We start from the raw sequence: 25757 nt of genomic DNA, 5'->3' as shown, positions 1-25757 counted from the left end.
AAATTGGGGTCAGTGAGCTATCCCTATATGAGTATTAACTCCCGCATTGCTAACGCGTTATCTAGAATTAACATATAATCTTAGTTTCCGAAACGAACAAGTTTTTTAAATAGATAAACTGCTAATCCTAAAAATAGAATAGATAATGTCAACGTACTAACAGACACCAGTACGGTAGAACTCCCCCATTCTCCTTCTATTAAAAACTTCGAGGCCTCTGTGCTCAAGTTGCCCGGGTTCCACTCCATATATTTTGGAAACAAGGTAGTTAACAAACTAAGCATCGCTAAAAACAAAATACTCATTCCAGCGATACCGCCACTATTCCGTAACACCGTTCCAAATAATAGAGTAACCGCAGTAAGTAGAACAATCCAAAGACTATAAACTCCTAAGCTTGCAAGCATCAAGGTCCATGGAACATAATTAAATAGGATCGTTGTATAATACCAAGTGAAGAGATAACCAGCCACTAAAGCCACTATTAAAATAAACAGCTGTGCTACGTATTTGCTAGCTATATACTGGAATGCACTTACAGGTCGCACCACCACAAAAACGATTGCCCCAGTTTGACGCTCCTGAGAAATAACATTCATCAATGCCAATACAAATAACAATGTACCAATCGTTCCATATTGGGATAAAGTAGCAATCAATACTTCCTCACCCGATGGTATCGGTATATCGATGACAGCTCCTTCTGGAAGATTACCAGCCATTTTAAAGCAGGAGAGAAAAAATAAAAATACATTGGGGACGAATGGTACAGGTAATTTACTAATATCATCTAAAGGGAAATTATCGTCTAATATGATAAAATTAAATCTAGTATTTCAAAACTGGACGGTGCTATCATTGGGAAAAGTGAAATTGAAAGAGATGGATTTGTATGAACCGATTAACAAGTATTTTAAGCGTAAAGGATTCGAAGTGTACGGGGAGGTAAAAGACTGTGATATGGCGGTCATTAAAGACGACCTACTTATACTTGTGGAATTAAAACTAAACTTAAGCGTAGACCTGCTTATTCAAGCAACGAAACGACAACGGGTGTCTGAGCATGTATATGTGGCCATACCGAAACCAAAAAAACACAATCCTCGTTCCAAAAAATGGCGGGACACGTGTCACTTAATACGGAGATTAGAGTTAGGGTTAATTCTCGTTTCATTTACAGAAAAACAAAAACGGGTGGAAATCATGATAGAGCCAACCCCTTTCCACCGCCCGATTAGCATGGGGAAAGCCAAATACCTTAGACAAGCAATCATAAAAGAAATAAATGGTCGAAGTGCGGACTATAATATTGGTGGTTCTAGCAGAAAACAAATTATGACTGCTTATCGGGAAAACTGCATTCAAATCGCTAGTTACCTAGAGGAACACGGGGAACTCTCCCCAAAGCAGTTATTGCAAATGGGAACAGGCAAGAAAACACAATCGATACTTAGTAAAAACTATTATGGTTGGTTTATTCGGGTTAAACGAGGAATTTATGTACTGAGTGAAAAGGGAAAAAAGGAATTAAAGCAATACCCTGAGTTGGTGGAGTATTATCGTAAATAGTTGGCAGATCGCTCGCTCATTTCGATAAAGTGGGACTAAACCTACATACCTTGATATACTGGCTCATTGGCAGAAGGGGCAGATGACGAACTTATGAACAAGTGAGAATAATGTTGCTTTGAAATAAAGTTTAATTAAAATACCTCACAAGCCCTTATATTACCGTAAACAGGAAGAATCCATTTGGAAAAAGGATTCTTCCTTTGTGATATATTGTTCTATTGTTATAAAAAAGTTTGATCATTTTACACTTTTGATATTAAACAATCGTGCCACTTTCTAGAAGAAACAAGCTATGGCTTAAAAACGTTATCAACTGTTGTATTGAGTACCCTCGCTATTTTAAATGCAAGTTGTAGGGTAGGGTCATATCGGTCATTTTCAATAGCATTAATTGTTTGCCTTGATACATTGCACTTCTTTGCTAGTACATCTTGAGTAAATCCTTTGCCCTTGCGAAGTTCTAAAATTTTATTTTTCATTGCTACTCATCCGTCGACTATAAATCCAGTAATATACAAAATAGCTAATAACCGCAATCAACAAATAAAGTAATTCTGGATAGACAAACGGAACCAATGCTAAACGCTCATCATTTAAATTGAAGAAATCAAAGACAAAGTTAATAACGAAAAACATAAGGAGTAATAACCAACTGCTTACAATCGCTTTTTGTTTAATCAATTGCGAACGCTCATCATCCTTTGTTTCAACCCCACCATATTCATCTGTACCAGTAACCCAACCGATAATAAAGAAAATAATTAAGCCGACTAAAAGTGGTACGGCTATTCTGATAAAATCCAATGTAATCACCTCTTAATAATGTCAAAAACTCTTTCCATTTAACCTTACAGAAAAACTTCGCCTATGTCAAAAGGTTTTTACATTTAACGTACCGAATTATGCCATTAAAGTAGCAATAGGTAAACCTTTGAAGTCATCTCCGGCTTTTCCCCTGCTCCGCACCGAACGTGCCAGTTTCCAAGCATTCGGCGCTCCATCTATCGAAGTATACTAGATTATAAGTTCTTCGTTACCTTTAGACGTGAGATTATTCTACCGTTTCAAGCCCACATTCCATTCGGTATTGGTTGATTTTCTTTATCATTGAAGCTGTTAAACCGAATTTCTGTATCTCTGACGAGATAATTTCTGTATTTTTACGATGTATCAGTCGGTGTATATCCTTATGGAGAATTCTTAGGTTTTGAAACGTGTCCGTTCCTCCAAGGTGTGTTGGTGTATAATGATGGCAGTGAACTTCTTGAGCGGTTAAGTTCCAACCGGTGATTTCACATTTGCCCATTTTCATACTGAAACGGCTGATGCGGTTATCCGTGTATTCAACGGTTCTACCGGGAAGCTTTGCCTTCATTAGTCCGCTGATTTCTAGGCTGATATTTGGCTTTAATTTTTCGTAAATTCTTTTTCTGCCTTCTTCCGTGTATAGGGAGAGTTTTCGGCTAAAGTTCATGGCATTTACAGTTCTAACATCTCCAATCGGGAATAAGTGTACTCCCGCGATTTCGAACGTTTTCACTTTCGTGCTATAGAACTTTTTATAAGCTGTACTAGGATTGATTGGATGTCCATATTTCCCAACAGGGCGAAGGCGGTTATACAGAAAGGCTTTTAGTTCATAGGCGAGACGTGAGAACTCCAGGTTGACGTGGGTAGCTCGGTTGAAGTAATTGTGAATACCTAAAACAAAACTGTTGAATCGTAATGCATTCCGGATGGTCGGCGATTCCTTTATCCTTTGGATATGAATTCTAGCCTGTTCTTTTAATCTTTCTTGTTTCTTCATTTTGATGCCCGTATGGGCAACTCGCTTGTTCCTTTTTGCGTTCGCTTTAATTGTAAAACCCAAGAACTCGGATTCTCTCTTACGCAAATTTACGATTTGCGATTTTTCCGGTGATATGTCTAATTTTAAACGTTCTTTGAGATACATAACAACTGCATGATACCACTTTTGAGCCGTTTTCCCATCTCGACAAAGGATTTTGAAGTCATCTGCATAGCGGACGAGATATCCTTCTTTGAGGTTAGTACGTTTCTTATGATATCTTTCCCCATTTCGTGATTTATAATTTTTCGCGAGAGGGAAGAATTCCCATTGATCCGCAACCCACTGGTCTAGGTCGTTTAGTACAATATTCGATAGTAAGGTTGACAAGATGCCGCCTTGAGGAACCCCCTTAGATGGCACGCCCTCTTTGTCGATTTCGGCATTCAACATTCTGGATATGCAAGCCAATACTCTTCTGTCGTGGATTCCTAGGTTCCATAACTGTTTGATAAGAAGAGTATGATTTACATTGTCGAAGAAGCCCTTAATATCAATGTCCACTACAAAGTGTAGCTGCGCTTGATTAATTAAGTATTGAACTCTAGCCATGGCATGATGTGTAGACCTTAACGGTCTAAAACCATAGCTGTGTCTGTAAAAATGAGCTTCTGCAATAGGCTCAAGAACTTGTTTAAAACACTGTTGGATAATCCGGTCGAGAATACATGGAATACCAAGTGGTCTTAGTCCACCGCTTTCCTTTTCAATCCATTTTCTTCTGACCTTCTTGGGACGATAATTTTTCAGTTTTGTTTGGATGGTTTTCACCAATTCATTCTCCGAAAGCTCTTTGATGTCCTTGATGGTTTTACCATCCGTACCTGGTGTTTTGGAACCTTTGTTTGATTTGATTGTACGAAAGGCCAAGAGAATATTTTCTCTCGATACAATGATGTCGTAGAGATGACTGAATGTATCCATATTACTGGCCTTTTCATATAACCCCGTGAAAGTTTCCGTCATATTGTAGTAATCCCAATATCTCAAAGTTGACACTGTGGCATCCCTCCTAACGAGTGATGTTCCCACATTCCTACCCGATCGGTGTCATTCACGTGAAGAAAATAATCGTTCTAATTCGCTAGACTTGGGGCTGTTCCTCCGTTCCCATTACAGGAATTTCACAGGTCGTACCCCTACCTTCATAAGAGTAAATGCATTTCGGTTTCCACCTTATAGCAAACGCTTCGGATGACAGTCCTCGTTTCAACGTCCCTTAATTCCCAAGTGCCTTACAACGTAGCTATCCATTCTAGACGTAGGTGCTTCCTTTAAGCCTGTGAGCTTGATACCGCCATAGTCCAGTATAATGTATTTCAGAGGGCCAAATTTTACTCTACATTACTCACCCCATCGTAGGATGGGACATAGCTTTCACTATGTTCAAACTATAGACCCTTTAATTCAGAAGTTCGTCAGTTCCTTTAGAGGGGAACATACTCACCCTATCTAGTTTTTCAGCCATCCGGCATATCAGTTGGCATACCTTTTCTAAAGAATGGCTTTAGCTTTCCTTCTGCCGACTCTACCTGTGCTTCGAACCCTATGAACTGTCATTCATAACGCACGCAGGAGTATCGTTGAGATAGTTTCAGAAAACATGGTTTCATCATTCCTATCTTCCGTTGTAAAGTTGAAGTTTATAATAAGACTTCCTGTGTTTTCATGCCGAAGGCATTTATCACAAAACTTGTCGCGCTGGCCCGCTTGTCGCAGAACAAAACGTACACGACGACCCAAGCTGTACGGCTTTAAATGTTCTGTAGCCTCCCCCAAGTATTGCTTCAAATTATCTGTTGTAATATCGCTCATTCTAATATCACGAAATAACGTTAAAAGATCACATTGAAAGCCATACATCTTTAAAGTAAGAAGAGAATAACCTTCTATTATTTTATCGGATTGGTACCTTTCCCGGCTTCCGACAACAACATGTCTTCACACTCCCACACTATGAATCAATTAATTTGATTTCAATATGGTCTTATTACCCATCCCTTATTCAACAATAGAAATGTGTATAATAAAATACGCTCCTTTTGTAATAGCGAAAATACAGATAAGGCGCCTGTCCTTATTTGGTATAGGCGTCCATTAGCCGAACTTATTCAGCATATAGCTCTGCTTCATCATAGGCTTTTGTCCAATGAAATGGCTGTATTTCCTTTAGGGTTTTAAATGTTAAATTCTCGTCTTCGGAAGTAATTGCTGCTTTGACATCGGCTCCCCAATAATACAGTCTTTCTTGACAGACTCCACAAGGGGTTAGTACTTTAAACTTAGAATTTTCATCATCCCGTACTACACATAAAGAATGTGTTATCTTTTCATTTAACTTGTGTGCTTCGAGAATTGCCCCCGTTTCTATACATAATTCAGTTGAAGCGTTGATTACATCTGGTGCAACGCTTGTTAGAATCTTACCACCCTCAGTATACATTGCTGCTGCCCCACCCCAACCGGAAGGATATCTGTTTTTTATTAAATCAATTGCTGCATCATAAAGTGTCTGTTCAATGTTCATATTATCTCCCCCATAATTTTCTGTCCCTGGAATTGTTTCGACCCTCTACTATGTCCAAAAGATCGTTCAGTAATGGCCCTAATGTGCAATATGGACGCAACTGCTTGTTAAGTAATCGCGCCCATTTGCCGATGATACTACTCAGTCGTAAAATTCCATATGTGGTTTATCCTGCTTATAATAATTTATCCTATCCTGCAAGGAACCAGTATGAAATTCAAACTTATGTCCATCGGGATCAGTAAAATAGATGGATTTCTTATCTCTTTCATCTCTAGGACGTCCAGTTAAGATATTTACTCCCAATTTCTCCAATTTATCATATGCATTATAAAAGTCGGTATCTTCTATCGTAAAAGCAACATGAGTATATGACTGGTTTATTTCATTACGGGGAATATCTTTCTCTAAATTAAGCGCCAACCACATTCCATTCAAATCAAAATAGGCGGTACTTCTCCCCTTAACCAGCAATTTTGCATCAAAGACATCTTGGTAAAATTTTATAGATTGTTCTAAATCAGAAACAGAAAACAATAAATGATTTAGTCCCTTTACTAACAACTGCATCACCCCAAACATTTATTAAACAATATGGCTCGATTGCTCATGAAGGACGCAATGCTTATTCTGTTATTGCGCCCGTTTGTTAAGTAGTTGCCACTAAAAATTCCTCTCCATTTGGCAAATGAAGACCATCGATCCGATTGGTGAAGTAGCGCTCATTAAGATCAGTTGAAGATACATATCGGACTTCTTGTAAACCGGCCTTGCGAGCCATCTCTATAATTTCTGGTGGCGTGAAGAAGCTGATAAAAGGCGTTCCACTTGCTTGTGCACCTTCCTTCGCCGTATCAACTTCAGAATGTTCCTCGGACTCTGTTGACTCAAACGGCAATAAAAATGTCATAGCCAGCGTGGAGCCAGGAGCTAGCTTCGAAACCTGACGTAATGTCGCTGTGATTGCTTCCTTGGTAAGATATTGTGTAACCCCTGTAGAAACGACTACAGCTGGCTTATTCATGTCGAAACCCGATACCTTTAGTTGCTCTAACCATGACCGACCTGCTTCGAAGTCGACTGGAACAAAGTGTAGCCAATTAGGAATACCAAAGCCAAGTTCAACCAAGCGTTTTCTTTTCCAAGCTTGTGTTTCGGGTTGGTCAACTTCGAATATCTGGATTCGGGAGGCAATCTCCGTTCGACGCTGGGCAAAGGTGTCTAGTCCAGCGCCGAGAATCACGTACTGGGTAACATTGTGATTGGATTGCTCGGTAATCAGATCCTCAATGAAACGGGCACGGGCAACAATAGAAGCACGGAACCCCCTAGAAAACTTTTGATCCATGTCGGGTCTTTGGCGCCATTCATTGTCGGGATCAATCAATTGTAAGCCGACCTCATCTTCAAGCACATACGGTGGTGAATCGACCTGTACATGCAAAGCACGCCACAATGCAACCCGTATTGCTGTGTGATCAGGTTCTGTATTTTTTTTATCATGCATAATTTTATTTCTCCTTTCGTTTACTCAATCTTTATTCGATAATCGAAATGTATAATAAAGTACAAGCCCTTGGGATATTGAAAAAGTTCAGAAAAGGCGTCTTAGCCTATTCAGGAAAAGCACCCGATTGCGGAATGGGGGAAAACTTTGTGGTCTGGCAACATCAAAACTTATATAAAAGTAACTTCATCATGCTTCTGAAATTTGGAATCATGCCCAAAACAGAATATAGTAAGCGAGTTTTTAATGGAAGTTTATGAATATATTTTGATCTAAAAATAGACAAGGCTGCCATTCTTTCTAGTTTGCCGTTTAATTGGTCAACGGTATTAATATCATCCACTGTCCATTTGTGTACAGCTCCTGTTGTTTCTTTTAGGCGGTCTTTTCCGGAATTTACCACAAAGGAACTCATTACATCAAAAGCGATCTGTCCTTTTGGAAAATTACTTGTTATCAGGTTAAGCAGTTCTTTTACTTCATCTTCAGTAAGATATTCCAACACACCCTCTGCAAGGATTATGGTTGGTTGGTCCTTTGGAATTTCATTTAGCCAGTTTAGATCCGTAATAGAAGATGAGATCATTACGTAGCCTTTTTGACTTTTAAAAAAGGACTTACGTAATTCGATAACCTCGGGGAAATCCACATCAAACCAATTTACCATGGACGGCGGATTAATTCTTGTTATTCTTGTATCCAGACCGCAACCAAGATTAAGCACCGTTGCGCTAGGATGCTTTTTTATAAATTTCTGCAGCCATGTATCCAATTGCTTCGCTCTTATGACCATGATTTCGTTCCCAAAATGACTGACATTTTCAAAGTCGTAATCAATCATGTGAAGGAACTCTGCTGCCTTTTTATCATCAAGAATTGGATTTTTTGAACGGCTGTCCTGAGCCTTTGCCTGCAAAGTGATCAGAAGAGTTTCTTTTTCCTCTGATAAGTTAATTTTACGAGAATCCATTATTCTTTTTCTCCTTCTTTTATTCCGTTAAATGACCCTTATGTGGAAAATAGGTGCCCCCTTTTCTTCACTTACGATAAATTTTAAGCAAGGTTTCAACTACGCCACAATCTGGCTCGATTGTTGAAGTATGTATAAATCATTAATTTTTACTTTTCAACTCTAAAAGTATAGGAGTTATATTTAATAAAATGGATAGTATCGTCAAAAACCATAACGCTGTCTCCATTGTAGGCACTACATCTAATAAAGCAGACCAATCCTCCACTTTTACCCAATCGGATACCATCCTGTATTCTGCGACAAGTGTTAGCGCTGTAAATGATAAACCCAATGCCATTGCCAATTTATAATCTTTTCCTGTTCCATACATATAAAGATTTATAAAAGTTGCTATTATAGCAATGACCCCTAATATTATCCACATCATTTAGCCCCCTTTATATTTTATAATGGCCCGATTACCGAACAAGCACAAATCTTTGTTCGAGAATCACGCCCGTTAATTAAACAGTTATTACTTTGTTGATTCTAAAATAAATCCAAAACGTAAGGGTATATGTATTGTAAAGTGCAAATAAAAAGAGCAATCAAGCCTATTGTGGATATTAAAAATCACAATCATTGAAACCTAAACCCCATAAGTTTGATCTGGGACTTGTGCAGCAATACTAAACATTGGGCCTATACCAATAAGGGTTACTAATATGAATATCAATCCATGTATCAAATATACTCCTGCCTTAAACAATTAACCACCTGCTCTCTCTAGTCTCGATCGTTATAATTCTCACTCCGTTAAATGGCCCGAATGTTGCTTACTTTTATTGTAACAAAATTTCGCGTCTTTTTTACAAACCTTTTGGGATAATGCTTTGTCCAAAGGAGTTTTATGCGCGGTATAGAAAGATCCTGTCATCATATAAATGGGTAACTATTTTTGATCCACCTAAAAACCCCCACTTGTATTCATACATGACAAGTAGGGGTTTTATTTGACTTCGACTTCTGATTCTAATGGGAGTTCCGTTTTCAACACGTCCTTTTCTTAAATTGCCAACTTACTATACTCGTTGATCTGTTCTTCTGTTAATTGTCCGATAAAGTGATAAAAGCTAATGGACTTCATGCCATTTCTCTCGCAAATCAACAAGTAACCACGGTATGCTGCAACACAAATGTTTTCCATTATTTTCCCTCCTATTTGTTATATAACAGATATAACTTTATGTTGATAATATATAACAGTTTTGCGATTTTGTCAATAATCATTTTAGAAAAAAGTGAAAATAATTACACAGAAAAAGGAATGCCCACAGTTTACATAAATTCTTCGTTTCATCATCTTGGTTTATTAGAAATTATGGACAACACTGTTATAAAACACAAGAACGGTTCTAATACTTCCGACAGAAATGAAAGCATTAGAACCGTTCCCCTTGTTCCAAACAGCATGGATGACTATCTTTTTATGTTCAGACGACACCCATCTACTTATTAGGCTACGGCCTCTCAGTTTCTTGAAGAAAGAATGAAAAACAACCTTAGCTATTTAATGAAGAATGGCATATAGAGGATAATTCCTAGTAAAATCATCGTAATAAGTAGCACAATACTTTTCCAACGTTTTCGCCTCCAGAATAAAAGGGAAACGATGATACTTTGTATAAATATCATGGTTGCCCCGATGATGACCATCCAAAGAGAGCCGAAAAAGTTTCCTAACATATTGATGAGGATCCCAACAGGCATTAAGGCGATTACAATGATAGCGACGGGACTTCCTTTAATTCGTTCTAAAATCTCTGTACGTTTAGTTTCAGGAAATTGATCGTATTCAATAAGCGCAAACCACCCAGTAAGGATAACGATTGCACCTAGTACTGAGATTGAACCCATATGAAAACCTCCCTTTATGATCATACTAACCAATTTCTTTGCAATTGAAACAACATGGAGAACCTGGAGCTACTATAAAATGTAGGAGCTGAACGATTCTCATTCCTGATTTGGGATTAACCGATATCCCCAAACGAACTTGCGTTACAATAGATTCTTTTGAAGACAGATGAAAGACTAGTAAGGTAGCTTCAAACTTACTTTCATTTTCCGTTAAGCTATTCCGGCCTTATGAGTTTCATAGGAATACTTGCCTTACTACTAGAATAGAATCATTAATAACTACATGGTTCATACACTCGGAGGATTCTGTTTTTATAAAAAACGCAGGACTCTTTCTTTAGTTATAGATGTTGAAAAACACCTAACAAAATGAAACAGTCTAAATCAATTTTATGAAAAGGGGTATCTAGCATGCGTAAATTTTTAAAACATTTTATTAATGGTGAATGGGTGGAGTCTACCGGTACAAAGACGGTTGATGTCATCAACCCGGCAACAGAAGAAGTAATCGGTCAAATTAGTGATGGAACAAAAGAAGATTTAGATAAAGCTGTTGCTGCAGCCCGCGCAGCCTTCCCATCATTTTCTCAGACAACAAAGGAAGAACGCATTGACCTATTAAATCGGATTGCCGATGAATATGAGAACCGCAAAAACGATATCGTGGAAGTCATTACGGAAGAATTGGGAGCCCCTATTTCCATAAGTGAAAATACGCATTACGTCTTGGGGTTATCCCATTTCCGACAAGCTGCAAAAGAGCTAGAAAGCTTTGAATTCACCGAGAGACGTGGGAATACGGTCATTCGAAAAGAACCAATTGGTGTAAGTGGACTAATTACTCCTTGGAACTTTCCAACGAACCAGCCATCAACGAAGCTTGCTAGTGCTTTTGCTGCCGGAAGTACAGTCGTGTTAAAACCATCAGAACTTACACCATTTGCAGCAATTATACTCGCTGAGATCTTTCAAGCGGTTGGTTTACCAAAAGGTGTCTTTAACCTTGTAAATGGTACAGGTGAAGTCGTCGGAAATGGGATCAGTTCTCATCCTGATATTGACTTTGTATCTTTTACCGGATCCGGTCCAGTTGGTCAAAAGATCACTGAAAATGCCGCAAAAAATATTAAAAAAGTGGCGCTCGAACTTGGAGGGAAATCACCACTTATCATACTTGATGACGTCGACATGAAAAAAGCAGCAAAAATTGCGGTTACGAATGTTGTCTTAAACTCCGGTCAAGTATGTTCAGCAGCAACACGTACACTCGTTCCAAAGTCAAAGATAAATGAATTCACCGATGCAGTAAAGGAAGTCCTACCTAATTTTCCATTTGGTGATCCACAGAATGCTACTAATTTCTTTGGACCACTCGTTTCCGAGAAACAATACAATCGTGTACAAGGTTATATAAAGAAAGGAATAGAAGAAGGTGCAACACTCCTAATTGGCGGTACTGGTAAACCAGAAGGATTGGAAAAAGGATACTATGTCAAACCAACCGTCTTTACCAATGTGAAAAACGATATGGTTATCGCCCAAGAAGAAATCTTTGGACCAGTCATGTCCATCTTAACTTATGACGATCTTGATGAAGCGATTGAAATTGCTAATGATACGGTATATGGATTAGCCGGATATGTCGTTGGTGAGGACAAAGAAAAAGTGCGGAAAGTCGCAACTTCAATCCGGGCGGGTCTTATTAATGTCAATGGTGCTCCTTTTGACTTCGCAGCTTGTTTTGGAGGTTATAAACAATCTGGAATCGGGCGTGAGTGGGGAGCATTTGGTATAGAAGAATATTTAGAAATTAAATCAGTAGTTGGCATGCCTTCTTAGAGAATCGAAACCATGTAAGGGGCCACCTACTATCAGTGATAACTGATAGTGGTGGCCTTCCCTTTTGGAATATCCTTATCTAGTTCCACAAATCATGCTATCTTCTAATCAGTTTTAGCCAAGAATAGAATGGCTGTTCCAACTGCCGTAACAAAAAATACAATTGAGTTTAACTCACTTCAGAAACTGAATACCCAAAAAGGCTTCTGCTTATCCTTTGATATGGCATCTAGGACGAAAATGAGAAAGTTTCATATATTGAAATCAAAGGAGATGGTGGATATGTATATTGAAAATGATAAAGACATGGACTATATGCTTGAGGTCGACCGAATGATTAATGAAGGTCTTGGTGGTGGAACGATCGAGTACGATTATCAGCTACAACAACTAGAGGTCCCGGATACCAATCAACCAAGAAAGAAAAACGATACGATAGAAAAGTGATTAGGAACAAGGACAGGTACCTACCCCATTCAACTGGGATGAGTTACCTGTCCTCACTGTTGCTGTTGTACTTAATAAGTCATTTAATGATCCTTAATTTCTTTCGCGGCAGAATGTAATCCTACCTAACTAGTTTTCCCTTGACCAAATGGATCTGGGCTCAGACCCTTTTTCTAATAAAATACATTTTAGTAGGTACGCTAATTTTTATCCTTTTTTTGTAGAGAAGGAAATGCGATATAACAGTTAATTCATGTCTTTGCTTCTTTCTTCCATTCTCTCAACTAGTTTAAATAGAAAGCGATAAATTAACCGAAAAGCTTCCTCTAATGACATCTCTTCTTTAAACCCATTCACATAATTCAAGGCAAAATTCAAATCAAACAAGCCATCCGTTTGATTAAAAATCAATTCAAATCTTGCTTCATCTCCATGTAATTCTTTCCTTAAGTTTTCTTTAAGGGATATCTCAAACTTTTTCTGCAGCTGCAATCCTACCATGACGTCGTATGTTCCAAATAGATCACTCAATTCCAATGTGATGGCATCGACGCCGATGATTTCCAACCATTTAGATTCTAAGTATAAAAATTCATTCTTGTGTTTTTGAAGGTAGTCGATCGGCTGTTCTAAAAAAGCGAATGATTCTTCAGAGAGAGTTTCTTCTGTATTTTTATCACATTTTTCAATATAAGCATCTTGGAAACGTGTCGTAGGATCTTTTTCTATTAATGTAACGTCATTTGAAATTAATTCATGTTCCTCCATATACTCTTTTTCTTCTTGATAAATTTCAAACGAAGGTGTAGCTTGTTGCTCTTCACTCATCAATGATGAAATGTATTGTTTCATTCGTTTATGTAACATTGGTAAATCCTCCTGTATTTGATTGTACAGTAATACTTTAGTGCATTTTGGATTAAGCAAATCCATTTCGTATGCTTTAGCGTGTACGTTTTCCACCTCTTATTGTAGTACCTGAATTGCCTTTTTGTCGATTCTTATTAGGTCTTCTATTGGAAGAACGCGTGGCAGTATTCTTTCCGTCTCTTCTACCACCATCAGAGGGTTTTGCTTTTTTTAATTGTTCGTTGCTTATTCTTTGATAATCCTCACGATCAGGGATACTGACTCCTTTAATCACTTGTATTTCCAATCTTTGATGAATCCCTTTTTCAATCAAACGTAGGAACTCTAAATCCTTAGGAGCCATTAAGGTAAAGGCAACCCCATCGCCACCTGCACGGCCAGTACGTCCAATTCGGTGAACATAACTTTCCACATCATGGGGAATATCATAGTTGTAAACATGTGTCACTCCTTCGACATCCAGTCCCCTTGCAGCAACGTCTGTTGCAACTAGGACTTGAGTTTTCGCCTCACGAAAACGTTTCATCGCTTTTTCGCGTTTAGACTGGGATAAATCACCGTGCAACTCGTCTGAATTGTACCCATTGGCAATCAAAGCTTCGTGAAGTTTTCTGACACGAATTTTTGTTCGGCAAAATATGATCGCTAAAAACGGTCGATGTTCTTCGATTAAATGGAATATAGTTTCTTGTTTTCTCCGATCCGTTGTTTCAATCACAACTTGTTTAATTTCTTCAACCGTTACCTTTTTTGCTTTTACTTCAATGAATTCTGGCTCGTTCATATATTTTTTGGCAAGAGATTTAATTTCTTTTGGGATAGTCGCAGAGAATAACATGGTTTGTCTGGTAGAAAGTGTTTCATGGATGATGTCATCTACCTCTGGAAGAAAACCCATCTGTAACATTTGGTCAGCTTCATCTAACACAAGCATCTGAACCGTTGAAAGATCAAGGCTTTCACGGCGAATATGATCTAATAACCGACCAGGAGTTGCAACGACAATATGCCTGTCCCCTTTTAACTTTTTTAATTGACGCTCCACATCTTGACCACCATACACAGCTAACGTATGTATGCCTTCTACGTTCTCAACCATTCTTTTTATCTCTTTTGAAATTTGCTGAGCCAATTCTCTTGTTGGGGTTAAAATAAGTGCTTGAACATCCGACTTGTGCACATCAATCTTTTCAATCATAGGAAGAACAAAAGCCAACGTCTTTCCTGTTCCCGTTTGTGCTTTTGCAATAACATCCTTCCCCTCCAGTACGGATGGAATCGTCCGTTCCTGGATGGAGGTAGGAGCTTCTATTCCTAATGACTTTAATGTATGGTTTATCTCTTTTCGAATACCTAGTTGTAAAAAATCAGGCATGGCTAATCACGTCTCTTTTCTTATAGTAATGCCTTTATTTTTGTTCCAAGGCTTTTTAACTATAGCATATTGATTAGTATTTACGGAGTGGTTGGGATTATTATGTTGTATTTCCTTTTTTCTTGAATGTGACCCCAAAAAGTTAAAGGGAAACAGATAAACTGTTCCCCCGCTAATCGTTTATTTAGACTTACTTAAAAAAGATGCTGGCACATCAGCTTTAAATGTTAAAATTTTATTTGTTGTTGGGTGTTGGAAGGTTAGGGTCTTCGCATGTAAACCGAGTCTGCCAATTACATTCCTCTCCTTAGATCCATATTTTTTGTCACCAACAACCGGATGCCCAAGATCTTGCATATGGACTCGAATTTGATTTTTTCTACCAGTTTCAAGATTCAATTCTAATAAAGAAAAATCTGCATTACCCTGAATGAACGTATAGCGTGTTTTAGCAAGTAAACCATCATTAGGCGTTTGACTGGAATACATAAGATGTGTTTTCGTTTCTCTTAGCCAGGACGTGATATAGCCTTCCTTCTCTGTAAACCTACCTTCAACTAAAGCCACGTATGTCCGCTCTTTAACGGCCTTTGCCCAATTATCCTGTAGTTTCCTTTTCACATGCTCACTCTTTGCAAACATCATCACACCTGATGTGTCTTTATCTAAGCGGTGCACGACAAAAACTCTATTTTCAGGGTCTTCCCTCTTCACATATTTCATTAATTGATGCAATGCCGTCTGCTGTTTTTCTTTTTCCGTCGCAATCGATAATAATCCAGCTTCCTTGTTAATGACAATAATATCCTCGTCTTCATAAAGAATCTGCATTCCAATTAACACATTTTGCTTTACTGCTGCTTTATTTTTTAAAATCGTGACCGTTTGACCGGGTTTTAATTGGTAATTAAACCGTTTTTCGATATGATCATCAATCGTTACTTGACCTCTAGCCAAGATGGACTTTACTGAATTTCTACTTCGATTAGACATTACCTTTAATAAAAAGGATAATAATTCATCGGGTTCTTTTACCTCAATGATTATATTTTTGGCATCTTTTCGATAGTTGGATCTTTTTTTAGACATGCTGCATGCTCCTTAAAATAGTGAAATTATGATGGATGTATCTTTAAGATTAGTAGGTGTGGGCTGGAAATGCAAATGGGAATAAAAATAGAACCTTAGATTGAATAAAATTAACGCTTATAGTCGTCTCATATGCTCCATTTTCATCCCATGGGGAAAGCTCCCAGAGTCCAGCTTTCTGGAACTTCACTTCGAGTTTGGATATATTTACTAAAGAACTTATTTTATTAAAATTATAAAGGGTTATAATTAAGTTAATCAAACTTATAATCAAGATAAAATAGGAACTTTGAGGTGTGATAGAAACGGATACTATACCAACATGTTACTACCCTCATCTTCCTCAATTGAACGTACATACATAATTCAGCCAAGCAATCTTGAAAAAAATGATTCCATCTATTTTTTTAATAAGCTTTTGGAACTCTTAGTTGATCACTTTAAAACTGGGACCCCAATTTTCCCTCTTTCCTTCCTCCACATCCCCAAACCTCCCATACTCCTTCCAAAACTCCATCTCCACCGTTCCCGTCGGTCCATTTCGATGCTTCGAAATAATAACCTCTGTCAGCGTAGGACTTTCCGCCTTTCGATTATAATAATCCTCCCTGTAAAGAAAAGCGATGACATCTGCATCTTGTTCAATGTTTCCCGATTCGACACCTCGAGAAAGCTGGGACAGGAGAACAATTGGTACTTTTAATTCCATAGCAAGAAGTTTTAATTCCCTCGTAATCTCACCAATTTCTAAATCTCGCCGTTCTTTTCGGATGGTAATTGGGGTGATGAGTTGCAAATAATCGATGATGATGAGGGGATTGCTGCTTGGATCTTGTTGAACGGTATTCCGAATCGTTGCACAGATCTGGGAAAGGGTACGCTTCGTATCAAAAATGGCTAAATCCCACGATGCAATCGTACCGATAGCCCGAAATGCTTTTTCATAATCCTCCTCTGAAAATAGTAGGTTTCGCCATTTTCTCCCGTCCATCAGCCCTTCAGCAGAAATCATACGCTCCAGGAGTTGCTTCGTTCCCATTTCCAATCTAATCACGGGGACGACAGAAAGTCCCCATACCTAAGGTAAAGGAGACAAAGTTTGAAGGAAATATAGCCATCCATCAAGCAACAGAAGAAGAAATAACGCTTATTTTTTTAGTAATTTTATGTGAAAAAAATAGGAACAAGGTCACTTTAGACCAAGTCCCCATTTTTTAATTCTAAAACAGAAGCCAATTGGTAAAATTTTACTCTTATGGAATTACAATTACACCAAAATCCAATTAATAGTCTACTTACGATAATCTATTAGTTGTTGATTCAATTCCCTAGTACTACTATAAACCTTTTTATAAATAGCAAATAGTCCTTTGTATTTCACTACATTTTCTGGTATGGGCTGATAAACTTTATCAACTTTTAAGAATTCATTCGCACATTCTTTAAGTGAGTTAAACCAGCCACAACCATATGCTGCTAACATAGCTGCACCCATAGCTGGTCCTTCCTCACTTTTCATTTTCAAGATATTTGCATTAAAAATATCTGCTTGAATTTGCAACCAGGATTCATTCTTCGCTCCTCCACCAATAGACACAATAGTATCAATGTCTTTTCCATTTTCACGGAGGATTTCTACAGACTCATTTAAAGAAAACGTGATACCCTCTAGTACAGCCCGAGCAAATTGTTTTATATCATGAGAAGCATCCATTCCAAGGAAGCTTCCACGAATACTTGCATCCATATGCGGTGTTCTCTCCCCAACAATATATGGGGTAAATATGAGTCCATTTGAACCTACTGGTACCGAGTCCACATCAGCTAGTAATTCATCAAAGTTGATCTCTTTTGCAAATATATTTTTAAACCAGGAAAGGCTATAGCCCGCAGCCAAGGTTACTCCCATCGTGTAAAATGCTTTTGGTACAGCATGGTTGAAGTAATGAACTTTTCCTTCAAATTCCTTGTCACCATTTCCTTCATAGGATAAAACTACACCAGATGTTCCGGTACTTACTAATGTCTTCCCTTCTTCTAAAATTCCCGTTCCAATTGCACCACATGCGTTATCTGCTCCACCTGCAAATACTTTGGTTGATACACTCAATCCAGTAGCCTCGGCAATTTCTGCTTTAATGCTCCCTACCTTATCATACGAATCAACAAGTGGTGGGCAAATTTCCGGATCTATATCCAATAATTCACAAATTTCTTTACTCCATGCTTTATCAGCAATATCTAAAAGAAGTGTACCTGCTGCATCAGAATATTCCATATGGAGATGACCTGTTAATTTCAATCGAACATAATCTTTCGGTAATACAAATGACTTGGCTTTGGTGAAAATTTCTAATTCGTGATTTTTCACCCAAAGAATCTTAGGTAAGGTAAACCCTTCTAAGGCAATATTTTTCGTAATATTTAGCAATCGTTCTTTGCCTACTTGTTCATTAATCTCTTCACATTCTTTGGTTGTACGTGTATCATTCCAAAGAATGGCGTTTCTTAACACTTCATCATTCTCACCCAGCAATACCAAACCGTGCATCTGTCCAGAAAAGCTAAGTCCTTCAATATCTTCCGGATTTCCTTTAAAATTCTTGAGTAGTTCTGATAATCCGGCAATAGTTTGTTCAACCCAATCATCTGGTTTTTGTTCACTGTATCCAACCTTTTCTTGGATAAGTGGATAGAACTTCGATACTTCCTGAGTAACTTCTCCTAGCTGGTTGACTAATATAATTTTAACGGAACTTGTCCCTAAATCTACTCCAATAACATATTTCATCTGAAACTCTCCCACATATTAATTAATCATACATATTAAAGTTACACTGTTTTCTACAAAACTAATAATCCCCGAAATACAAAAATTCACGAAAAGAACCTAGAAGAAAGACGAAGGCGCTTAATCGGAAGGTCTTCGTCTTTTCTTCTTATCGATAAGGAATATTCTTTTTAAATATTACTCACTAGTGAAAGTAGTTAATAAATATTGATTAATAGTCGCTTTAATTTGTTCAAGTTTACCCGATTCATTCTTGATTTCTTTTAAACCTAAGGCATGTTCTTCTAGTCTGTGAAAGTCTATATTTCCTTCAACTATATCAAGTCCAATGCCTTCATTGAAAGATTTGTAGCGTTCTTCAATCACCTTTTCAAGTACTTTGTCATCAATTAAACGTTGTGCTACTTTTAATCCAACCGCAAAACTATCCATTCCAGCGATATGTGCAGAGAATAAATCTTCTGGTGTAAAAGAACCACGGCGAACTTTCGCATCAAAATTCAACCCCCCACGACCTAAACCACCATTTTTTAAGATTTCATACATAGATAAAACAGTACTATGAAGGTCTGTTGGGAATTCATCGGTATCCCAACCTAATAGTGGGTGTCCTTGATTCGCATCCACGGATCCTAACATATTATGAATGCGTGCATAATGTAACTCGTGTTCAAAAGTATGACCAGCTAGAGTTGCATGGTTCGCCTCTATATTAAATTTGAAAACATCTTCTAATTCATAATGTTGTAAAAATGCATAACCACTTGCAACATCGAAATCATATTGATGGGATGTAGGCTCTTTTGGTTTTGGTTCAATTAGGAATTGAGCATCAAAACCAATTTCTTTTGCATAGTCATTTGCCATATGGAAGAAGCGCCCTAGGTTATCCATTTCTAGTTTCATATCAGTGTTTAATAAAGTTTCATATCCTTCACGTCCTCCCCAGAATACATAGTTTTCAGCGCCTAGCTCCTTACCAACTTCAAGTCCTTTTTTCACCTTAGCTGCGGCATATACAAATACATCTGCATTGTTTGAAGAACCCGCACCATGAACAAAACGTGGGTGACTAAAGTTATTTACCGTATTCCAAAGTAATTTTGTTTTACTATCTTTCATGTAATCTTTTATCATATCAACAATGACATCTAGATTTTTATTGGTTTCTTTTAATGTATCTCCTTCTGGTGCAATATCTACATCATGAAAACAAAAATATGGAACACTTAGTTTCTCAAAAAATTCAAATGCTGCTTCCACACGTGCTTTTGCACGGTCCATTCCTTGATATTTATCCCAAGGGCGAATAGCTGTACCATCTCCAAAAGGATCTGATAAATCTTCTGTGAAGGTATGCCAGTAAGAAACACCAAAACGTAGTATTTCCTCCATAGTTTTACCGTTTATTATCTCTTCTGGATTATAAAATTTAAATGCAAATGGATTATTTGAATTAACACCTTCATACTTGATGTTCGTGACGTTGTTGAAATAGGTCATGTTAATAGCCTCCTCAATGTTTATATAATACCTCGGTATTTACCGAGCTAGAGCCCGATGAGATAAGTATTTTCTAACTTATTAAATTGATTAGATTCCCATACTAAGCGAGATTAGATGTTTCCGAATTTTATATTTATCCTTCAGTCACCGTGTTTTCATTCATTATTCCAGAAATAGAAATCCATTGTTTAGAGGTTGAAGATTGTTCAACTGCCTGTAAAACTGCTTGATTATATACGCCATCAATAAAATTTGGGCTTGGACTAAAACCTTTATCTACACCATTTAGTAATTCTACCAATAAATTGATAAACGTATGTTCATAACCAATTATATGTGCTGAAGGCCAATAGGCACTTGCATATGGATGCTCATCTTCCGTGCAATTAATTAATCTAAAACCCTGAAGACCAGGCTCATCCTCATGAAAATAAACTTCTAAATTATTCATATTCTCAAGATCCCAACGAATAGAGCCTTTTTCGCCATTAATTTCGAAACGATTTCCATTTCTATTTCCTCCCGCAAAGCGTGTAGCTTCAAAAGTACCAACAGCCCCATTTTCAAAGCGAGCAATAAATATACTTGCATCATCTACATCCACTTCCCTATATTGAGTAGATGTAGATGATGCTTGTCCAGTTAATCCTGAACTACCTGCTTCTGATGGACGATGCTTAATAAATGTTTCCATAATACCAGTTACTTCTTTGAATTCTCCAACTAGAAATCTAGCTAAGTCAATGCTATGAGCTGCTAAATCACCTAGTGCTCCTGATCCACTTACACTTTTATTCAATCTCCAAACAAGTGGGAACTCTGCATCCATAATAAAGTCTTGTAAATACTGTGCTCGTATATGGTAGATTTTACCCAACCTACCACTTTCTATTAACTTTTTAGCATACTGAACAGCAGGAGAAAAACGATAATTATAATTAACCATATGAATAACATTATTTTTTTCAACAGCCTCTAACATTCTTCTTGCTTGATCCAATGTCATTGCAATAGGTTTTTCACAGTACACATGTTTTCCCGCTTCTGCAGCCGCTATAGCAATTTCAGCATGACTATTGTTAGGTGTTACAATATCAATTAAATCAATATCCTCTCGTTGAATCAGATGTCGCCAATCTGTTTCATAGCTCATCCACCCCATTTTAGCTGCTGCTTCTTTTACTCCTTTTTCGTCTCTTCCACATAACGCTTGCATAACTGGCTCAACATTTGTCTCAAAAAAGAAGGAGACATCTCGGTAGGCATGGGAGTGGACTTTTCCCATAAACTTATAACCAACCATCCCGATTCTAACTTGTTTTTTGTTTACGCCCACCATAATTTAGTAGCACCTTCCTTAATTAGTTTATCTTTTAGAAATGATACCGCTTTTGTAAAACCCTCTTCTACACTCATTAATCCATCTTCATGTTCTATACTTATTGCTCCTTCATAGCCAACGAGTTGAAGTGCACTAATAATGTCTCTCCAAGTATCTTCTCCATGACCATAACCAACAGTTCGAAACACCCATGAACGCTTAGCAATTTCACGATAACTTTTTACATCCAGAACTCCATTCAACCCACCGTTTTGCGGATCAACTTTCGTGTCCTTTGCATGAAAATGGTATAAAGCATTTGCATTGCCTAATTCCTTGATGCAAGCAACCGGATCCATTCCTTGCCAGAAATAATGACTCGGGTCAAAGTTTGCACCAATTTGCTGACCGCATTCTTTTCTAAGACGTAATAAAGTTTCTGTATTATAAACTACAAAACCCGGATGAGGTTCAATAGCAACTTTTACATTATTTTCTTTTAAAAATTCATTCTGTTCTTTCCAATAAGGAATTACCTTTTCATTCCATTGCCATTCAGATACCTCAGAAAAGTCATTCGGCCATGTACAGGTAACCCAAACAGGATTTAAGGAAAATTCTGACTCCCCTGGGCAACCTGAAAAATTTACAACATGCTCTACACCTAGTTTAGATGCAAGAAGAACTGTGTCTTGAAATCTTTGATGATCCTTTTCTGCAATATTTTTATTCGGATGTAAAGGATTACCATGGCAGCTAAGTGCACTAATTTCAAGTCCACGTGATACAAATGCTTCTTTAAATTTATCTAGTTTAGCTCCATCTGCTAATAATTCACTGGGGTTACAGTGCGCATCCCCTACAAATCCACCTGTTCCAACTTCTACCATTTCCAAACCTTGTTCTTTAATGTAATCCAATGCTTCCTCTAATGACTTATCCGAAAATAAAACTGCAAATACTCCTAATTTCATGTGATCCACCCCTTAATAATTTATAGAAAAATTAATTGCTAATTGAAACTAAACTTAATAGCTGTCTTTATTTCTCAGATCCAGATGTAATTCCACTTACAATATATTTTTGTAGGAATATAAATGCCAGAATAATAGGTGCAGCAGCTATAGTTGAAACAGCCATAAGACTATCCCACTCTGTTCCATATTGTCCAATGAACTTAGTAATTCCCATAGTTAAAGGACGGATACTTTCATCGGTTGTAAGAGTTAAAGCAAAGATTAAATCGCCCCACGAAAACAGAAAACTGAAAGTACCAACTGTTAATAACGTTGGCTTCGTTAATGGTAGAACCACCTTAATAAAAGCTGTAAAACGGTTACAACCATCAATTACCGCTGCTTCTTCTAATCCTCTAGGTATTGATAAAAAGAAAGGCCGCATGATTAATATTGCAAATGGTAAAGCAAGTGTTGTATTTCCAATAATCATTGCTGGGTAACTATTTAATAAGTTGATATTACTAAAAAAGATAAATAGTGGCATCGCCATTAAAATTCCTGGAACCATTTGAGTTACTAGTAATATTAGTAAAAATACACCACTTCCTTTTAACTTAAATCTTGCCATGGCATATGCTGCTGGTAAAGCTAATATAAGTGTAAGTAACGAGGTACCTACAGCAATAATTAAAGAATTTTTAAGGTACATTAAAATACTTTGGTCTTCAATTAAATTCTTTATATAGGCATCAAATTGAATATTCTCAGGAATAATCATCGGAGGAGTTGAAAATACATCAACAGTTGGCTTAATAGATGTTGTAATCATCCAATAAATAGGAAACAAGAAGATTCCGGTAATAATTACAGCGATAAGAAACAACCCATATTGTTTTATACTATACTGTCTCACATGGATTCCTCCTTCCGAACCATATAGAGATAAATTAGTGAAATGCACAGTAAAATGACTAATATTATTGTTGCAACAGCTCCACTTAATCCAAAGTCGAAGTTAATAAAAGCAAGTTCATAACCATAGAATGGTAATACCTGTGTCGCATTAACTGGTCCACCACCAGTCATGATTAAAATAATATCAAAGACCTTAAATGTATATATTATTCCTAATATTAAAATAACTAATACAGCTGGTCTCAATAAAGGAACTGTTATTTTAAAGAAAGACTGGAATTTATTTGCTCCATCAATTTTTGCAGCTTCATATACATCAGTCGGAAGCGCTTGCAATGCTGATAAAAGTAAAATCATGTTGAATGGTATACCAATCCAAATGTTTGTTATAATAATAGCTATAAGTGCTGTACTTTGTTGCCCTAACCAGTTAATAGGTTCACTCAAAATACCTATTTGAACAAGTATATAATTAATGACACCATAGTCTACATCGTATAACCATTTAAATAAGTTCCCTGTAATAACAAGTGGGGTCAACCACGCTAATAACATAATGGAACGAAAGAAATTTCTAAGCGGAAACTTTTGATTAAAGAAAAGTGCAAGTAAAAAGCCAATCCCTAATTGAAAAACAATACTGGAAACAGTATAGATTGTCGTATTTTTTAGGGAAATTAGAAACTTCTCACTTTGAAACACCTCTACATAGTTCGCTAACCCTACAAATGGTTTTTCCCCTCTCAGATTTGCGATAGATACATCCTGAAAACTAATTACTATATTATAGAAGATTGGATACAACATAAAAAACAATACAAAAAGAAACGCTGGCAGAATAAAAATATACTTGGAAGCATTATTTCTTATCAAAGATGACTTCTCCTTCTTTGGATTTGGGGCATTTTTTAGATTTAGGTTTCTTTTAGATTCTGAATTGTCTTTAGTAATAACCTTAGCATTTGCCTCCACTACTACTCCTCCTTGATAAATAGGGGAAGCTAGTTCCCCACTTAAAATATTATTAAGGTAATAATGGATTAATTTTCTCTGCTGATTCTTTCATAACTGTTTCTACGTCCTCATCTGTTAATGCTCGTTGAATTGCTTCCTGAACGATTGTTGATATTTCTGGATAATTAGATCCATAAGCCCTTGGCTTTGCAGTTTGTATTTGCTGAACAAACACTTGCATTTGTTTATCTTCATTCCACTCATACTGCTCATCTTCGGCTACATCTGAACGATTAGGTAACTGTCCTCCAAGTTCATGTAATGGCCCCATAACGTCTGGTTGTTGTGTCCATTTTAAGAACTCCCAAGCCTCATCCTTATTTTCCGTTGTCGATGTTATTGCCCAGTTTTCACCACCAAGAATAGATGCAGCCTGCTTACCTTCCGGCATTAAAGCAACTTCAAAGTTTAAATCTGCAGATTCTTCTCTTAACCTAGGTAGTTGCCAAGGTCCATTAACCATCATTGCAGCCTTTCCAGTTTGAAACTGTACCAATGCATCATTTTGATCCATGTTGATAACATTTTCTGAGATAGAACCGTCGTTAACCATGTCTTGTATTAACTTCATTGCAGAAATTGCCTCGGGGCTATCAAAGTTGTCTAAGTCTGCACCTGATTGCCATAAGTAAGGTAGGAACTGGAAGGTAGCTTCCTCTATTTTTGCACCAGCAATTGCTAACCCCTTCGTTTCAGAAGTTGTTAATTCCTTAGCCACTTCCCTCAGTTCATCCCATGTTTTTGGCGGATTATCTATACCAGCTTCATTAAACAAATCTTTATTATAATAAAGTGCTAACGCGTTACTATCATTCGGTATCCCATAATACTTTCCATCTAACATTACAGAAGCCATAGGGCCTTCATAATATAGGTCTGCTTCCCCCCATTCATTTACCTCATCGGTAATATCTGCAAATACACCAGCTTCAGCAAATGATTGATGGTCGGGATTATCAATTAAAACAATGTCTGGAAGTTCATTCCCTGCTACTCCTTGAAGTAATTTGGTTTTTAAATCACCAAAAGGAATGTAAGTTCTTTTAAATTTAACATTCTCATTACTTTCTTCATATTGTTCTAACAAACCCAGTAATTGATCTTCAGAGGGGGAATCCGGACTGTTGTAATCCCAAACTTCTAGAGTAACAACACCATCAGATTCATCACCACTACCACTTGTCTCACTACCACTACTACAACCAACTAAGAATAATGAGATTAAAATAAAACTAATAACTCCCCAATACATTTTTTCTTTCATTTTCCTACCTCCCTCTACTTTAATATCTTGCAATTGCCCT

General features: G+C 37.3%; 25 protein-coding genes. 3 read left to right on the top strand and 22 right to left on the bottom strand.

Annotated features, from left to right (window positions below):
• Positions 1-80: 80 nt before the first annotated feature.
• A complete protein-coding gene (locus KM885_RS10330; protein WP_216883927.1) occupies positions 81-659 on the bottom strand; it encodes an ABC transporter permease in 579 nt (192 codons plus the stop codon).
• A gap of 31 nt (positions 660-690) precedes the next feature.
• Here KM885_RS10330 and KM885_RS10325 point away from each other — a divergent pair, with 31 nt between their 5' ends.
• Positions 691-1569 (top strand): DUF2161 domain-containing phosphodiesterase, encoded by an 879-nt coding sequence (locus KM885_RS10325; RefSeq protein WP_225344117.1) that lies wholly within the window; start codon positions 691-693, stop codon positions 1567-1569.
• 293 nt (positions 1570-1862) lie between these two features.
• Here the strand turns inward: KM885_RS10325 and KM885_RS10320 are convergent, their stop codons facing one another.
• The 10 genes from KM885_RS10320 to KM885_RS10275 all read right to left on the bottom strand — a co-directional run bounded on the left by KM885_RS10320 (position 1863) and on the right by KM885_RS10275 (position 10324).
• Positions 1863-2051, bottom strand: coding sequence for a helix-turn-helix transcriptional regulator (locus KM885_RS10320; RefSeq protein ID WP_047185108.1), 189 nt, complete (start codon positions 2049-2051; stop codon positions 1863-1865).
• The gene (locus KM885_RS10315; protein WP_225344116.1) at positions 2041-2385 is read right to left on the bottom strand and encodes a hypothetical protein; all 345 of its coding nucleotides are present in this window, start codon (positions 2383-2385) and stop codon (positions 2041-2043) included. The genes KM885_RS10320 and KM885_RS10315 overlap by 11 nt, the downstream gene beginning before the upstream one ends.
• A 238-nt stretch (positions 2386-2623) precedes the next feature.
• Positions 2624-4420 carry a group II intron reverse transcriptase/maturase gene (gene ltrA / locus KM885_RS10310; RefSeq protein ID WP_145523649.1) on the bottom strand — a complete coding sequence of 599 codons (1797 nt, stop codon included), beginning with the start codon at positions 4418-4420 and terminating at the stop codon, positions 2624-2626.
• A gap of 1108 nt (positions 4421-5528) precedes the next feature.
• On the bottom strand, positions 5529-5948 hold the full coding sequence (locus KM885_RS10305; protein WP_216883926.1) for a cytidine deaminase: 420 nt from the start codon (positions 5946-5948) through the stop codon (positions 5529-5531).
• Positions 5949-6089: 141 nt separating this feature from the next.
• Positions 6090-6518: a FosM family fosfomycin resistance protein gene (gene fosM, locus KM885_RS10300; protein WP_420874572.1), complete on the bottom strand. Its 429-nt coding sequence runs from the start codon at positions 6516-6518 to the stop codon at positions 6090-6092.
• A gap of 79 nt (positions 6519-6597) precedes the next feature.
• The gene (locus KM885_RS10295) at positions 6598-7455 is read right to left on the bottom strand and encodes a class I SAM-dependent methyltransferase (protein ID WP_216883924.1); all 858 of its coding nucleotides are present in this window, start codon (positions 7453-7455) and stop codon (positions 6598-6600) included.
• Between the two features lie 163 nt (positions 7456-7618).
• Positions 7619-8425 (bottom strand): class I SAM-dependent methyltransferase, encoded by an 807-nt coding sequence (locus KM885_RS10290; RefSeq protein ID WP_216883923.1) that lies wholly within the window; start codon positions 8423-8425, stop codon positions 7619-7621.
• A gap of 142 nt (positions 8426-8567) precedes the next feature.
• Positions 8568-8852: a hypothetical protein gene (locus tag KM885_RS10285; RefSeq protein WP_047185112.1), complete on the bottom strand. Its 285-nt coding sequence runs from the start codon at positions 8850-8852 to the stop codon at positions 8568-8570.
• A 621-nt stretch (positions 8853-9473) separates the two neighbouring features.
• Positions 9474-9614, bottom strand: a complete 141-nt coding sequence (locus KM885_RS10280) for a hypothetical protein (RefSeq protein ID WP_204798739.1) — start codon at positions 9612-9614, stop codon at positions 9474-9476.
• Between the two features lie 359 nt (positions 9615-9973).
• Positions 9974-10324, bottom strand: coding sequence for a hypothetical protein (locus KM885_RS10275; RefSeq protein ID WP_204798738.1), 351 nt, complete (start codon positions 10322-10324; stop codon positions 9974-9976).
• 414 nt (positions 10325-10738) lie between these two features.
• Here KM885_RS10275 and KM885_RS10270 point away from each other — a divergent pair, with 414 nt between their 5' ends.
• Positions 10739-12166 (top strand): aldehyde dehydrogenase family protein, encoded by a 1428-nt coding sequence (locus KM885_RS10270; protein ID WP_047185115.1) that lies wholly within the window; start codon positions 10739-10741, stop codon positions 12164-12166.
• A gap of 282 nt (positions 12167-12448) precedes the next feature.
• Entirely contained in the window at positions 12449-12613 is a 165-nt protein-coding gene (locus KM885_RS10265) for a hypothetical protein (protein ID WP_167507324.1), read from the top strand.
• A gap of 246 nt (positions 12614-12859) precedes the next feature.
• On the opposite strand, the gene KM885_RS10260 is transcribed toward KM885_RS10265, so the two are convergent.
• From KM885_RS10260 to KM885_RS10210, 11 genes are all read right to left on the bottom strand, one after another.
• Positions 12860-13480: a branched-chain amino acid aminotransferase gene (locus KM885_RS10260; RefSeq protein WP_204798737.1), complete on the bottom strand. Its 621-nt coding sequence runs from the start codon at positions 13478-13480 to the stop codon at positions 12860-12862.
• Between the two features lie 76 nt (positions 13481-13556).
• Positions 13557-14858 carry a DEAD/DEAH box helicase gene (locus tag KM885_RS10255; RefSeq protein WP_216883922.1) on the bottom strand — a complete coding sequence of 434 codons (1302 nt, stop codon included), beginning with the start codon at positions 14856-14858 and terminating at the stop codon, positions 13557-13559.
• Between the two features lie 180 nt (positions 14859-15038).
• The gene (locus tag KM885_RS10250) at positions 15039-15947 is read right to left on the bottom strand and encodes an RluA family pseudouridine synthase (RefSeq protein ID WP_216883921.1); all 909 of its coding nucleotides are present in this window, start codon (positions 15945-15947) and stop codon (positions 15039-15041) included.
• Positions 15948-16374: 427 nt separating this feature from the next.
• Positions 16375-17001, bottom strand: coding sequence for a DnaB-like helicase C-terminal domain-containing protein (locus tag KM885_RS10245; RefSeq protein WP_216883920.1), 627 nt, complete (start codon positions 16999-17001; stop codon positions 16375-16377).
• A gap of 237 nt (positions 17002-17238) precedes the next feature.
• Positions 17239-18738, bottom strand: a complete 1500-nt coding sequence (xylB, locus tag KM885_RS10240) for a xylulokinase (protein WP_216883919.1) — start codon at positions 18736-18738, stop codon at positions 17239-17241.
• Positions 18739-18915: 177 nt separating this feature from the next.
• Positions 18916-20241, bottom strand: coding sequence for a xylose isomerase (gene xylA, locus KM885_RS10235; protein ID WP_216883918.1), 1326 nt, complete (start codon positions 20239-20241; stop codon positions 18916-18918).
• A gap of 136 nt (positions 20242-20377) precedes the next feature.
• The gene (locus tag KM885_RS10230; protein ID WP_244986980.1) at positions 20378-21583 is read right to left on the bottom strand and encodes a Gfo/Idh/MocA family protein; all 1206 of its coding nucleotides are present in this window, start codon (positions 21581-21583) and stop codon (positions 20378-20380) included.
• Positions 21571-22539, bottom strand: coding sequence for a sugar phosphate isomerase/epimerase family protein (locus KM885_RS10225; RefSeq protein ID WP_216883917.1), 969 nt, complete (start codon positions 22537-22539; stop codon positions 21571-21573). The genes KM885_RS10230 and KM885_RS10225 overlap by 13 nt, the downstream gene beginning before the upstream one ends.
• Before the next feature lie 67 nt (positions 22540-22606).
• Positions 22607-23437, bottom strand: coding sequence for a carbohydrate ABC transporter permease (locus KM885_RS10220; RefSeq protein WP_338113677.1), 831 nt, complete (start codon positions 23435-23437; stop codon positions 22607-22609).
• Positions 23434-24411, bottom strand: a complete 978-nt coding sequence (locus KM885_RS10215) for a carbohydrate ABC transporter permease (protein WP_338113676.1) — start codon at positions 24409-24411, stop codon at positions 23434-23436. Before KM885_RS10215 ends, KM885_RS10220 begins: the two co-directional genes overlap by 4 nt.
• Before the next feature lie 52 nt (positions 24412-24463).
• Positions 24464-25717, bottom strand: coding sequence for an ABC transporter substrate-binding protein (locus KM885_RS10210; protein WP_216883916.1), 1254 nt, complete (start codon positions 25715-25717; stop codon positions 24464-24466).
• Positions 25718-25757 lie beyond the last annotated feature (40 nt).

Source organism: Oceanobacillus caeni, assembly GCF_019037185.1.
Taxonomy (GTDB): domain Bacteria; phylum Bacillota; class Bacilli; order Bacillales; family Amphibacillaceae; genus Oceanobacillus; species Oceanobacillus caeni.
Note: the sequence above shows the minus strand (reverse complement) of the source record. Positions and strands in the feature narration are given on the sequence as shown.